The sequence below is a fragment of the Novosphingobium sp. PC22D genome (assembly GCF_002556635.1).
Lineage (GTDB): Bacteria > Pseudomonadota > Alphaproteobacteria > Sphingomonadales > Sphingomonadaceae > Novosphingobium.
Genome location: NZ_MWMO01000003.1, coordinates 289302 through 302297 on the forward strand (window position 1 = coordinate 289302; position 12996 = coordinate 302297).

12 protein-coding genes are annotated in these 12996 nt (G+C 65.5%); all 12 read left to right on the plus strand.

Annotated features, from left to right (window positions below; translation table 11 throughout):
• The first annotated feature begins 1 nt into the window (after position 1).
• Genes nuoF through B2G71_RS08115 form a run of 12 tightly spaced genes read left to right on the plus strand, consistent with a single transcriptional unit; the run spans position 2 to position 12993 of the window.
• Positions 2-1309 (plus strand): NADH-quinone oxidoreductase subunit NuoF, encoded by a 1308-nt coding sequence (gene nuoF / locus B2G71_RS08060; RefSeq protein WP_098105223.1) that lies wholly within the window; start codon positions 2-4, stop codon positions 1307-1309.
• A complete protein-coding gene (locus tag B2G71_RS08065) occupies positions 1306-2010 on the plus strand; it encodes a hypothetical protein (protein WP_141521523.1) in 705 nt (234 codons plus the stop codon). Before nuoF ends, B2G71_RS08065 begins: the two co-directional genes overlap by 4 nt.
• Entirely contained in the window at positions 2007-2618 is a 612-nt protein-coding gene (locus B2G71_RS08070) for a hypothetical protein (protein WP_098105225.1), read from the plus strand. Before B2G71_RS08065 ends, B2G71_RS08070 begins: the two co-directional genes overlap by 4 nt.
• A gap of 4 nt (positions 2619-2622) precedes the next feature.
• A complete protein-coding gene (nuoG, locus tag B2G71_RS08075) occupies positions 2623-4641 on the plus strand; it encodes an NADH-quinone oxidoreductase subunit NuoG (RefSeq protein WP_098105226.1) in 2019 nt (672 codons plus the stop codon).
• Positions 4638-5684 carry an NADH-quinone oxidoreductase subunit NuoH gene (nuoH, locus tag B2G71_RS08080; RefSeq protein WP_098105227.1) on the plus strand — a complete coding sequence of 349 codons (1047 nt, stop codon included), beginning with the start codon at positions 4638-4640 and terminating at the stop codon, positions 5682-5684. The genes nuoG and nuoH overlap by 4 nt, the downstream gene beginning before the upstream one ends.
• Entirely contained in the window at positions 5681-6166 is a 486-nt protein-coding gene (gene nuoI, locus B2G71_RS08085) for an NADH-quinone oxidoreductase subunit NuoI (RefSeq protein ID WP_098105228.1), read from the plus strand. The genes nuoH and nuoI overlap by 4 nt, the downstream gene beginning before the upstream one ends.
• A 27-nt stretch (positions 6167-6193) precedes the next feature.
• Positions 6194-6811, plus strand: a complete 618-nt coding sequence (locus B2G71_RS08090) for an NADH-quinone oxidoreductase subunit J (protein ID WP_098105229.1) — start codon at positions 6194-6196, stop codon at positions 6809-6811.
• A 13-nt stretch (positions 6812-6824) separates the two neighbouring features.
• The gene (gene nuoK / locus B2G71_RS08095; RefSeq protein WP_098105230.1) at positions 6825-7130 is read left to right on the plus strand and encodes an NADH-quinone oxidoreductase subunit NuoK; all 306 of its coding nucleotides are present in this window, start codon (positions 6825-6827) and stop codon (positions 7128-7130) included.
• 6 nt (positions 7131-7136) lie between these two features.
• Complete coding sequence (gene nuoL / locus B2G71_RS08100; RefSeq protein WP_098105231.1) at positions 7137-9227, plus strand: NADH-quinone oxidoreductase subunit L; 2091 nt, start codon at positions 7137-7139, stop codon at positions 9225-9227.
• On the plus strand, positions 9227-10789 hold the full coding sequence (locus B2G71_RS08105) for an NADH-quinone oxidoreductase subunit M (RefSeq protein ID WP_098105232.1): 1563 nt from the start codon (positions 9227-9229) through the stop codon (positions 10787-10789). The genes nuoL and B2G71_RS08105 overlap by 1 nt, the downstream gene beginning before the upstream one ends.
• The gene (nuoN, locus tag B2G71_RS08110) at positions 10789-12252 is read left to right on the plus strand and encodes an NADH-quinone oxidoreductase subunit NuoN (RefSeq protein ID WP_098105233.1); all 1464 of its coding nucleotides are present in this window, start codon (positions 10789-10791) and stop codon (positions 12250-12252) included. Before B2G71_RS08105 ends, nuoN begins: the two co-directional genes overlap by 1 nt.
• Before the next feature lie 24 nt (positions 12253-12276).
• On the plus strand, positions 12277-12993 hold the full coding sequence (locus B2G71_RS08115) for a biotin--[acetyl-CoA-carboxylase] ligase (RefSeq protein ID WP_098105234.1): 717 nt from the start codon (positions 12277-12279) through the stop codon (positions 12991-12993).
• The last annotated feature ends 3 nt before the right edge of the window (positions 12994-12996 follow it).

Consider the following 12996-nt stretch of genomic DNA (forward strand, 5'->3'; position numbering starts at 1 on the left):
GATGCTCGCCGATAAGGACCGCATCTTCACCAACGTCTACGGCTACCAGTCGTGGCATCTCAAGGACGCGCAGGCGCGCGGCGCGTGGGACGGCACCAAGGATCTCATCGCCAGGGGCCGCGAGGCGATCATCGAGGAGATGAAGGCCTCGGGGCTGCGCGGGCGCGGCGGAGCGGGCTTTCCCACCGGCATGAAGTGGTCGTTCATGCCCAAGGAGCCGCCGAAGGACCACCTCGGCAATCCCAGGCCGAGCTTCCTCGTCATCAACGCCGACGAATCCGAGCCCGGCTCGTGCAAGGACCGCGAGATCATCCGCCACGACCCGCACCTCCTGATCGAGGGCGCGCTGGTGGCCGGTTTCGCGATGGGCGCGCGCGCGGCCTACATCTACATTCGCGGTGAATACATCCGCGAGGCCGAGACGCTCTTCGCCGCCGTGCAGGAAGCTTACGACGCGGGCCTGCTGGGCAAGAACGCGGCCGGATCGGGCTACGACTACGACGTCTTCGTCCATCGCGGGGCAGGGGCCTACATCTGCGGCGAGGAAACTGCGATGATCGAGAGCCTCGAGGGCAAGAAGGGCCAGCCCCGGCTGAAGCCGCCGTTCCCCGCCGGCGCCGGCCTCTACGGCTGCCCGACGACCGTCAACAACGTCGAATCGATCGCGGTCGCGCCCACCATCCTGCGGCGCGGCGCCACGTGGTTCTCGAGCTTCGGGCGCGACAACAACAAGGGCACCAAGCTCTTCCAGGTCTCCGGCCACGTCGAGAAGCCCTGCGTGGTCGAGGAAGCCATGAGCATCCCGTTCAGCGAGCTGATCGAGAAGCACTGCGGCGGCATTCGCGGCGGCAGGGACAACCTGCTCGCGGTGATCCCGGGCGGATCGTCGGTGCCGCTGGTGCCGGCGGCCGAGATCTGGGACGCGCCGATGGACTTCGACGGCCTCAAGGCGGTCGGCTCGGGGCTCGGCACCGCCGCCGTGATCGTCATGGACAAGTCCACCGACATCGTGCGCGCCATCAGCCGGATTTCGTCGTTCTACAAGCACGAGTCCTGCGGCCAGTGCACGCCGTGCCGTGAAGGCACGGGCTGGATGTGGCGCGTGATGGAGCGGCTGCGCACCGGCGAGGCGCACGTCGAGGAGATCGACTTGCTCCAGCAGGTCACCAAGCAGGTGGAGGGCCACACGATCTGCGCGCTCGGCGATGCCGCCGCGTGGCCGATCCAGGGATTGATCCGCCACTTCCGCCCCGAACTCGAACGCCGCATCGAGGAACGTCTCGGCGCCGTGCAGGTGGCGGCCGAGTGAGACTATCGCGCACCATACTTGCCCTGGCAGGCGTGGTGACAATGGTCGTCGCGCTCGACGCGACGGCGGTTCCGGCACGGGCGCAGAACCCGACGCTAATTCATCCGAAGCGGGCCGAGTTCAGCTACGACGACCGCCTCAATCCCGATCTCGTTCGCAAGGCCGTGCTCGATTTCGCGACTTGCGCACTCGAGCGGCGGCGCAACAGCTCGATGGAGTATCTGGCTGCGCTGCCCGAGAGCCGGGAATCGCGCAGGTATCTCTCGAGGCTGGTGGATGAAGACTGTCTCGGCACGGGTCGAATGAAGTTTTCCGAACCGCTGTTTCGCGGCGCGATGTACCAGAGGCTCTACCTCGACACTTATCGCAACGATCCGGTGCCTGATCTCAGTGCGCTGGCGTCGCCCGACTACTTTCAAGACGTCAGCCCGCTCAATGCCGCTGAGCAGCAGGGCGTGGCGATCCGTCAGTTCGCCGATTGCGTCGTGCGCGATCAACCCGAAGTGGCGCACCGGCTTGCCACCAGCCTGATCGGCTCGAGCGAGGAGAACGGTTCCTTCTCGACGCTGATGCCGAGCTTCTCCAAGTGCCTTGCCAAGAACAAGACGCTCGAGTTCAAGAAGTCGCAGCTGCGTGGGACGATGGCGGAGGTTCTCTACCGCATTCGCACCGAGTCGAAGCCGGCGGGGACGGAAGAGTGAAGTCCGTCTCGATCGCACTTTCGGCTGTGGCGATGGCCACTGCCGGCCCGGTCTGGGCCGATGCGCCTGCGAACGATGGCGATGCGCTAGTCGCACTCAAGCTTTTTGCATCGTGCGCAGTACAGCGCACGCCGGAAGGAGCAGAGAAGCTCCTGACCCTCGATCCCAACGGCAAGGCTTATGGGAAGGCCGCGAACGCTTATGCGCGCGGCCACGCGATGTGCCTGCACGGCAATAGCAAGTTGAAGTTTGCAAGCCTGCCCTTCGCCGGATTTCTGGCCGAAGCGCTGATCGCGCGCGCGAAGGTCAGTGTCCCCGCGAATAGCGTCAGTGTCCCCGCGATTAGCGAAGGACCTGGCACTCTCAACTGGATCGAGGCAGTCGGCGGCTGTGTCGCCAAGCCGAAGCCGGCGGAAGTCGCCGCCTTGTTCGAGACGCTTCCCGCGAGCCAGGGCGAAGTCAACGCGCTCAATCCGACGGGTGAAGCTCTCCAGGCCTGCATCAGCGAAGGCCAGACCCTCACGCTCAACCGCACTGCGGTACGCGCCATGTATGCGCTCGGCGTCTACCGCCAGTCGCACCCCCTCCAATCGAAGTCCGAAGGCTGATCGCATGCCCAAAGTCAAAGTAGACGGCGTGGAAATCGAGGTCCCCAACGGGGCGACCGTGCTCCAGGCCTGCGAGCTCGCCGGCAAGGAAATCCCGCGCTTCTGTTATCACGAGCGCCTCTCGATCGCGGGCAACTGCCGGATGTGCCTCGTCGAGGTAAAGCCCGGACCGCCCAAGCCGCAGGCCTCGTGCGCGCTGCCGGCGGCCGAGAACCAGGAGATCCGCACCGACTCGGAGATGGTCAAGAAGGCGCGCGAGGGGGTGATGGAGTTCCTGCTCATCAACCATCCGCTCGACTGTCCGATCTGCGATCAGGGCGGCGAGTGCGACCTGCAGGACCAGGCGATGGCCTATGGCCGCGGCGGTTCGCGTTACATCGAGAACAAGCGCGCGGTCACCGAAAAGTACATGGGCCCGCTCATCAAGACGGTGATGACGCGCTGCATCCACTGCACCCGCTGCGTGCGCTTCTCCGAGGAAATCGCCGGAGTCGACGAGATCGGCGCGCTCTATCGCGGCGAGAACATGCAGATCACGACCTATCTCGAGCATGCCGCCAAGCACGAGATGAGCGCCAACGTCATCGATCTGTGCCCGGTCGGCGCGCTGACCTCGCGCCCCTACGCCTTCGAAGCGCGGCCCTGGGAACTCAAGAAGACGCTCGGCATCGACGTGTCCGATGCCTGCGGGGCGAACATCCGCATCGATTCGCGCGGCCGCGAAGTGCTCCGCGTGCTTCCGCGCATCAACGACGACGTCAACGAGGAGTGGATCTCCGACAAGGCGCGGTATCAAGTCGATGGCCTGACGCGCCGCCGGCTCGATCGCCCGTGGATTCGCCGCGAGGGCAAGCTGCAGCCCGCGAGCTGGAGCGAGGCCTTCGCCGCGATTGCCTCGCTCAACCCCGGCAATTCGATCGCCGCGCTGGCGGGTGATATGCTCGATTGCGAGACGATGTTCGCCGCCAAGTCGCTGCTCGGCGCGCTCGGGTCGTCGCTGGTCGAGGGCCGCCAGACCGGCATGGACTATGCGACCGACAGCCTTGCCGCGGTGAACTTCAACTCGACGTTCTCGGGCATCGAGACGGCCGACGCGATCCTGATCGTGGGCAGCCAGGTGCGCTGGGAAGCGCCGCTGGTGAACGTGCGGCTGCGCAAGGCGGTCAAGCGCGGGGCCAAGGTGTTCCTGATCGGTCCTGAATGGGACACCACCTTCGGCGGCCGCTTTCTCGGCGAGGATCTCTCGGTGCTCGGCGACCTGCCGAACGAGGTCTATGAGACGATCCGCGACGCCAAGCGCCCGGCGATCATCGTCGGTGGCGCGGGGCTGGGACGCGGCGGGCTCGAGGCCGCGCTCGCGCTCGGCGATTCGATCGGCATCGTGCGCGAACTCGAGGACGGGACGAAGTGGAACGGCTTCAACGTCCTGCACATGGCGGCGAGTCGCATGGGCGGACTGATGCTCGGCTTCGCGCAAAAGGGCGGGATCGCCGACATCGCCGCCGCCAAGCCCAAGGTCCTGCTCTCGCTCGGCGCCGACGAAGTCGACTACACCAGGTTCGCCGACTCGATGATCGTCTACGTCGGCCATCACGGCGACAAGGGCGCCCATGCCGCCGACGTGATCCTGCCTTCGGCCGCTTACACCGAGAAATCGGGGACCTACGTCAACACCGAGGGTCGGGTGCAGCTCGCCGACAAGGCGGTCTTCGCGCCGGGCGACGCGCGCGAGGACTGGTCGATCCTGCGCGCGCTGGCCGATGCTTTCGGCGTCACGGTCGGCTTCGACAGCTTCGACGAATTGCGCGCGGCGATGATTGCGGCGGTTCCGGCCCTTGGCATCGAGGGCCTGGCGGACTACGGGCATGACCTGCCTGCCGGCGGCGGTTCCGCCTCCGGTCCCATCGCCTACCCGGTCAAGGATTTCTACATGACCAACGCCATCGCCCGCGCGAGCGCCGTGATGCAGCGCTGCTCGGCCGAACTCCTCCACGGCGAGGAGATTGCGGAGGCCGCCGAATGACCGAGACCTTCGTTTCCTGGGGCATGTCCTACGAGTGGGCCTGGGCGGTCGCGACGATCTGCGGGATCCTGCTGATCGCGCTGCCGCTGATGCTCGCGGTCGCGATGATCATCTACGCCGACCGCAAGATCTGGGCGGCGATGGCACTGCGGCGGGGGCCCAACGTGGTCGGCCCGTTCGGGCTGCTCCAGTCCTTCGCCGACGGCCTCAAGGTTTTCCTGCAGGAAACCATCATCCCCTCGGCCGCGAACAAGGGCATCTTCCTGATCGCGCCGATCGTGACCTTCACCGTCGCGCTGATGGCCTGGGCGGTGATCCCGTTCAACTCGGGCGCGATTCTCTCCGACATCAACGTCGGCCTGCTTTACGTGCTCGCGATCAGCTCGCTGGGCGTCTACGGCACGGTCATGGCGGGTTGGGCCTCGAACTCGAAGTACCCGTTCTTCTCTGCGATGCGCGCCTCGGCGCAGATGATCAGCTACGAAGTCTCGATCGGCTTCATCCTGATCTGCGTCGTCCTGTGGGCGGGCACGTTCAACATGAACGGCATCGTGCTCGCGCAGAAGGGGCACATCTTCGGGTTCATCAACGCCTTCGCGTTCAACCCGCTGCTGTTCCCGATGTTCGTCATGTTCCTGATCTCGGGCATGGCCGAAACCCAGCGCGCGCCGTTCGACCTGACCGAGGCCGAATCCGAGCTCGTCGCCGGCTACCAGACCGAATATTCCTCGATGAGCTTCGCGCTCTACTGGCTCGGCGAGTACGCCAACGTGCTGCTGATGTGTGCGCTCAACACCACGCTGTTCTTCGGCGGGTGGCTGCCGCCGTTCGAGATCGGCTTCCTCTACTGGGTCCCCGGAATCATCTGGTTCCTGCTCAAGACCTTCTTCTTCTTCTTCGTCTTCTCCTGGGTGAAGGCGACCGTCCCGCGCTATCGCTACGACCAGCTCATGCGGCTTGGCTGGAAGGTCTTCCTTCCGGTGTCGCTCGGCTTCGTGGTGCTGGTCTCGGGCTACCTGATGCTGACGAGGTACACCGTATGAGTGTCGCCCAACTGGTCAAATCCTTCACGCTCTACGAGTTCGTGAAGGCCCACGCCCTGACGCTGAAGTACTTCTTCAAGCCCAAGGCGACGATCAACTATCCCTTCGAGAAGAACCCGCTCTCGCCCCGCTTCCGCGGCGAGCACGCACTGCGCCGTTATCCCAACGGCGAGGAGCGCTGCATCGCGTGCAAGCTGTGCGAGGCGGTCTGCCCGGCGCAGGCGATCACGATCGAAGCCGAGCCGCGCGCCGACGGGTCGCGCCGCACCACACGCTACGACATCGACATGACCAAGTGCATCTATTGCGGCTTCTGCCAGGAAGCCTGCCCGGTCGATGCGATCGTCGAGGGACCGAATTTCGAATACGCCACGGAGACGCGCGAAGAGCTGCTCTACGACAAGGCGAAATTGCTGGCGAACGGGGACAAGTGGGAGCGTGCGATCGCCGCGAACCTTGAAGCCGATGCGCCCTACCGCTAGGGCGCCGCGCAGGGGACACCGGCTCACATGATCCAGACCTTCGCCTTTTACCTTTTCGCCGTGCTGACGATCGCCTCGGGCGCGATCACGATCATGGCCCGCAACCCGGTGCACTCCGTGCTCTGGCTGATTCTCGCGTTCTTCAACGCGGCGGGCCTGATGATCCTGGTCGGCGCGGAGTTCATCGCGATGCTGCTCGTCATCGTCTACGTGGGGGCGGTCGCCGTGCTGTTCCTGTTCGTGGTGATGATGCTCGACATCGACTTCACCGAGCTGCGCGCGGGCTTCGTCAAGAACTTCCCGCTCGGCATGGCGCTCGCGCTGGTCCTGCTCGCCGAACTCGTGCTCGGCATCGGCGCCTATCGCGCCGGCGCGCTCGAGCTTGGCACGCCCGACGGTTCGGCGATGGCGCCGGTGGGCGAGAGCAATATCGAGGCGATCGGTGCGCTGATGTATGGGCGGTATCTCTTCCTGTTCGAGGCTGCGGGCATCATCCTGCTCGTCGCGATGATCGGCGCCATCGTGCTGACGCATCGCCAGCGCACCGACGTGCGCGGGCAGAACATCTCCAAGCAGGTTTCACGTCGTCCCGACGAGGCGACCGTCAACGTCAAGCCGGAAGTCGGTCAGGGGGTGACACTATGAGGGGGGTCACGCTGTGATCGGCATCGAACATTACGTCGTGGTCAGCTCGATCCTCTTCGTGCTCGGCGCGCTCGGCATCTTTCTGAACCGCAAGAACGTGATCATCATCCTCATGGCGATCGAACTGATCCTGCTTGCGGTGAACATCAATCTCGTCGCCTTCAGCGCCTTCCTGCAAGACCTGACAGGCCAGATCTTTGCGATGTTCGTGCTGACCGTCGCCGCCGGCGAGGCGGCGATCGGGCTGGCGATCCTCGTGATCTACTTCCGCGGCCGCGGCAGCATCGCGGTCGACGACGTGAACCGGATGAGGGGGTAACAACCGGTGCATCCGATCCTCATCATCGTATTCCTGCCGCTGCTCGCCGCGATCGCCGCCGGCCTCGGCAACAAGCAGCTCGGCGCGACGACCGCCAAGATTCTGACGACTGGCGCGCTGTTCGTGTCGTGCGTGCTGTCCTGGCCGATCTTCCTCGGTTTCGTCGCGGGAGGGGCGGAAGCCTCGGTCGTGCCGGTGCTCAAGTGGGTCGAATCGGGCGCGATGACGTTCGACTGGGCGCTGCGGGTGGACTCGCTCACCGCGGTCATGCTTGTCGTCATCACCACCGTCTCGGCGTTAGTGCACCTCTATTCCTGGGGCTACATGGACGAGGACCCGGATCAGCCGCGGTTCTTCGCCTACCTCTCGCTGTTCACCTTCGCCATGCTGATGCTCGTGACGGCGGACAACCTCGTGCAGATGTTCTTCGGCTGGGAAGGCGTCGGTCTCGCCTCGTACCTTCTGATCGGCTTCTGGTTCCGCAAGCCCTCGGCCTGTGCCGCCGCGATCAAGGCCTTCGTGGTGAACCGCGTCGGCGACCTGGGCTTCATGCTCGGCATCTTCGGCACGTTCCTGGTGTTCGGCACGACCTCGATTCCGGAGATCCTCGCCGCCGCGCCGGGCATGGCGGGTTCGACGATCGGCTTCCTCGGCTACCGCTTCGACACCATGACGGTGCTGTGCATCCTCCTGTTCATTGGCGCGATGGGCAAGTCGGCACAGCTTGGCCTGCACACCTGGCTTCCCGACGCGATGGAAGGCCCGACCCCGGTTTCGGCCCTGATCCACGCCGCGACGATGGTGACCGCCGGTGTCTTCATGGTCTGCCGGCTCTCGCCGATGTTCGAGGCAAGCCCGAGCGCGATGGCCTTCGTCGCCGTGATCGGCGGCGCCACCTGTTTCTTCGCCGCCACGATCGGCTGCACGCAGTGGGACATCAAGCGCGTCATCGCCTATTCGACCTGCTCGCAGCTCGGCTACATGTTCTTCGCCGCTGGCGTCGGCGCTTACGGCGCGGCGATGTTCCATCTGTTCACGCACGCCTTCTTCAAGGCGCTGCTGTTCCTCGGCGCGGGCTCGGTGATCCACGCGATGCACCACGAGCAGGACATGCGCTACTACGGCGCGCTGCGCAAAGAGATCCCGATCACGTTCTGGACGATGACGGCGGGAACGCTCGCCATCACCGGGGTCGGCATCGCGGGCTTCGTCGGCTTCGCCGGGTTCTACTCGAAGGACGCGATCCTCGAGGCGGCGTTCGGCGCGGGCACGCAGGTCGGCCAGTTCGCCTTCTGGATGGGTATCCTCGCCGCGCTGATGACGAGCTTCTATTCCTGGCGCCTCGTCTTCCTGACCTTCTTCGGCAAGCCGCGCTGGGCCGCCTCCGAGCACATCCAGCACGCGCTGCACGATGAGCATGGCCACGACGCGCACGACACGCACGGCCATGGCCACGAGGCCGAGAACGCGCCGGCGCAGGAAGACGCGGGCCACGACGCCGCGCACTCGGCCCACGCTGCCGACGCGCACGAAGGGACCGGCGGCTATCATCCGCACGAGAGTCCGCTGGTCATGCTGATCCCGTTGCTGGTGCTCTCGCTTGGCGCGGTGTTCGCGGGCTTCGTGTTCCAGCACGCGTTCGTCAGCGAAGGCACCGGCGAATTCTGGCAGGGCGCACTCGTTTTCCACGAGCACCTGATCCATGCGATGCACGAGGTCCCGACCTGGGTGAAGTGGTCGCCGTTCACGGTCATGGCGATCGGTTTCGTCACCGCCTGGTACGGCTACATCCGCAATACCGAGTTCCCGGCGGCGGTCGCGCGCCAGCTCGGACCGGTCTACACTTTCGTGTTCCGCAAGTGGATGTTCGACGAGCTCTATCACTACGTCTTCGTCGTCCCGGCCTTCTGGCTCGGCAGGGTCTTCTGGAAGCGCGGCGACGAGGGAACGATCAATCGCTTCGGCCCCGACGGGGCGGCGTGGGTCGTCGCCAGGGGCGCGACTTACGCGCAGAAGGTTCAGTCCGGTTACCTCTATAGCTACGCGCTGGTGATGCTGCTCGGACTTGTCGCGGCGGTCAGCTGGGTGATCAAGTAATGGGTGGTTTTCCGATTCTCAGCCTGATGCTGCTCGTGCCGCTGGTCGGCGCGATCGCCTGCCTGTTCCTCGATGCCAGGCCCGCGCGCACCGTGGCGCTGGTCGCGACCTTGATCGACTTCGTGCTCGGCGTCGTGCTCTGGGCGAACTACGACATCGGCGGCGCGCAATGGCAGTTCACCGAGCGGACCGAAATCTTCGCCGGCTTCTCCTATGCGCTGGGCATCGACGGCATCGCGCTGATGCTGATCATGCTTTCGGTCTTCCTCATGCCGATCTGCATCGGCGCGGGGTGGACCTCGATCAACAAGCGCGTCGGCGAATACATGGCCGCGTTCCTGCTGATGGAGATGCTGATGATCGGCGTCTTCGCGGCGCAGGACCTGTTCCTGTTCTACATCTTCTTCGAAGCCGGTCTCATCCCGATGTACCTGATCATCGGCATCTGGGGCGGCGATAACCGCATTTACGCCAGCTACAAATTCTTCCTCTACACGCTGCTCGGCTCGGTGCTGATGCTGATCGCGATGCTGTGGATGGTGAACGAGACGGGCACCACCGACATCCCGACGCTGATGGTCACCGACTTCGCGCCCGCGGCGCAGACGTGGCTCTGGCTGGCCTTCTTCGCCAGTTTCGCGGTGAAGATGCCGATGTGGCCGGTGCACACCTGGCTGCCCGACGCGCACGTCCAGGCGCCCACCGCGGGTTCGGTGATCCTGGCGGGCGTGTTGCTCAAGATGGGCGGCTATGGCTTCATCCGCTTCAGCCTGCCGATGTTCCCCGAGGCGTCCGCGCAGTTCGCGTGGCTGATCTACGCGCTCTCGATGGTCGCGGTGGTGGTCACTTCGCTGATCGCGCTGGTCCAGAACGACATGAAGAAGCTGATCGCCTATTCCTCGGTCGCGCACATGGCGATCGTGACGGTCGGTGTCTTCGCGTTCAACACGCAGGGCCTTGAAGGCTCGATGATCATGATGCTGAGCCACGGACTCGTGTCGGGCGCGCTGTTCCTCGCGGTCGGCGTCATCTACGACCGGCTGCACACACGCGAGATCGACCGCTATGGCGGCCTCTCGATCAACATGCCGCATTACGCGCTGTTCTTCCTGCTGTTCACCATGGCCTCGATCGGCCTGCCGGGAACGAGCGGGTTCGTGGCCGAGTTCCTGAGCCTTGCCGGGATCTATCAGGTCTCGACCTGGGTGGCGCTGATTTGCACCACCGGCATCATCCTGGGCGCGGCCTACATGCTCTATCTCTATCGCCGCGTCGCGTTCGGCGAGCAGAAGCACGCAGACGCCGCCGCGATGGGGGACCTCACGCTGCGCGAGTACCTGATGATGATCCCGCTGGCGCTCGCGGTGCTGTGGATGGGCATCTATCCCGAAAGCTTCCTCGCGCCGATGCGCGCCGACATCCAGGCGCTCGATGCCCGGATCGCCCGCGCCGCGCCGGAGAGCGACTCCAAGCCCACTCCGGGCAAGCCGCAGGCAGCGGTCCACACCGTTTCGGAAGTCGGCCACGGCGCGACGCCGGCAGCGCCCGAGGGAGTGCACTGATGGATTTCTCGCATTCCCTCAAGCTCATCGCTCCCGAAGAGACGCTGAGCATCGCCGGGCTGGTCCTCCTGCTCGTCGCCGCCTGGGCGGGCGACAAGGCGGCGCGTGCGATCAGCATCATTGCCGTGGCGGTGCTCGTCGGCGTTTCCTTCCTCGTCGCGCCGGCGCTGTGCTCGGGCGCGATGGGCCCGGATACGGTCGCTTTCCTCGGCCAGTACCGTGCCGATGCCTTCGCCAGCTTCGCCAAGCTGCTGATATACCTCGCGGCGGCCACTTCGTTGATGATCGCGCCGCAGTTCTTCGACCGCTTCAACGCGATGCGCGCGGAATATCCGATCCTGGTGCTCTTCGCCGCGCTCGGCATGGGCATCATGGTCTCGGCGACCGATCTCATCACGCTCTACATCGGTCTCGAGCTCAATTCGCTCGCGGCCTATGTGCTGGCCGCCTTCCTGCGCCCCGATGCGCGCTCGGCCGAAGCGGGCCTGAAGTACTTCGTCCTCGGCGCGCTTGCCTCGGGCATCCTGCTGTTCGGCATGAGCCTGACATACGGCTTCACCGGCACGACCAACTTCGCCGGGATCAACGCCGCGATTTCGGGCGGGCTTTCGCACGGCGCGCTGTTCGGCATCGTCTTCATGCTGGCGGGCCTCGCCTTCAAGATCAGCGCGGTTCCGTTCCACATGTGGACGCCCGACGTCTACGAAGGCGCGCCGACGCCGGTGACGACGTTCTTCGCCACCGCGCCCAAGGTTGCCGCGCTGGCCTTGACCATGCGCGTCGCGATCGACGCTTTCGGTTCGCAGTCCGACGCCTGGCGCCAGATCGTGATCTTCGCCTCGCTCGCCTCGATCGTCGTCGGCGCGCTCGGCGCCATCGGGCAGGCGAACATCAAGCGGCTGATGGCCTATTCGTCGATCAACAACGTCGGGTTCATGCTGATCGGCCTTGCCGCCGCGACGATGCAGGGCGCCTCGGCCATGCTCGTCTACCTCGCGATCTACGTCGCGATGTCGCTGGGCGGTTTCATCGCGATCCTGATGATGAAGGACGGGGACGGTGAGCCGGTGGAGGACATCGCGCAGATCGCGGGCCTCTCGCGCACGCGTCCGGGGCTCTCCGCCGCGCTCGCCATGATCATGTTCAGCCTTGCCGGCATCCCGCCGCTGTTCGGGTTCTGGGGCAAGTTCGTGGTCTTCCAGGCCGCGGTCGAAGCCGATCTCGTCGCGCTCGCGGCGATCGGTATCGCGGCCTCGGTGATCGGCGCGTTCTATTACCTCAAGATCGTCAAGGTCATGTATTTCGACGAGCCGGTCGACGTGATCCGTGGCAAGAGCGACTGGGCGCACCAGTTTCTCCTCGTCGTGACCGCGCTGTTCATTTCTCCGCTCGGCTACCTGCTGACCAAGTGGCTCGGCGGTCTTGCCGATGCCGCGGCCACGGCGCTCTTCCTCGCCGCTTGATCGCCGCGCGTTGATCGTCGCCCCTTGATCGTTGTCGTCGCCGAGACGGGTTCGACCAACGCGGACGTGCTCGATCGGCGAGGCGCGGCTGAGCGGTTCGGCGAGGGTGACTGGCTCGTTGCCGATCGCCAGAGCGCCGGCCGCGGTCGCCTGGCGCGCGAATGGCGGGGCGGCGCCGGCAATTTCATGGGCTCAACCTGCGTTGTGCTGCGGCGGGACGATCCGCCGCCCGCCACGCTTGCGCTGGTTGTGGGGCTGGCGCTTCATGCGGCGACACGTCCTCTGACCGCTCGCGATACGCGGCTCGTGCTCAAGTGGCCGAACGACCTGCTTATCGACGGCGCCAAGCTTGCGGGCATTCTGCTCGAGCGCAGCGACGATCGGGTGGTGATCGGCGTGGGCGTCAACCTCGCCGTCGCCCCGCCGGTCGCGGACCGGGCCATCGCGTCGCTCGCAAGGGCAGGGCAGGCCCCCGACCGCGACGCCTTTGCCGAGACGCTCGCGGCCTCGTTTTCCAAAGAACTGGCGCGCTGGCGCACGGTGGGCCTTGCCGCGACCCTGCGCGGGTGGCAGGAGGCGGCGCACCCGATCGGAACACGCCTGAGCGTTGCGCCGCCGGGCGAGCCGACCCTGACCGGCAAATTCGCGGGGCTCGATGATCAGGGCAACCTTCGCTTGCGCATCGGCGCGGGCGTGCGCACCATTCAGGCGGGCGACGTCGCGCTCGTCGCGGGGGTCTAGGAA

Coding starts and splice junctions, on each gene's coding strand:
- B2G71_RS08090 (WP_098105229.1), top strand. CDS start 6,194: ATGATCCAGACCTTCGCCTTTTACCTTTTCGCCGTGCTGACGATCGCC.
- nuoF (WP_098105223.1), top strand. CDS start 2: ATGCTCGCCGATAAGGACCGCATCTTCACCAACGTCTACGGCTACCAG.
- B2G71_RS08105 (WP_098105232.1), top strand. CDS start 9,227: ATGGGTGGTTTTCCGATTCTCAGCCTGATGCTGCTCGTGCCGCTGGTC.
- nuoI (WP_098105228.1), top strand. CDS start 5,681: ATGAGTGTCGCCCAACTGGTCAAATCCTTCACGCTCTACGAGTTCGTG.
- nuoH (WP_098105227.1), top strand. CDS start 4,638: ATGACCGAGACCTTCGTTTCCTGGGGCATGTCCTACGAGTGGGCCTGG.
- nuoG (WP_098105226.1), top strand. CDS start 2,623: ATGCCCAAAGTCAAAGTAGACGGCGTGGAAATCGAGGTCCCCAACGGG.
- nuoN (WP_098105233.1), top strand. CDS start 10,789: ATGGATTTCTCGCATTCCCTCAAGCTCATCGCTCCCGAAGAGACGCTG.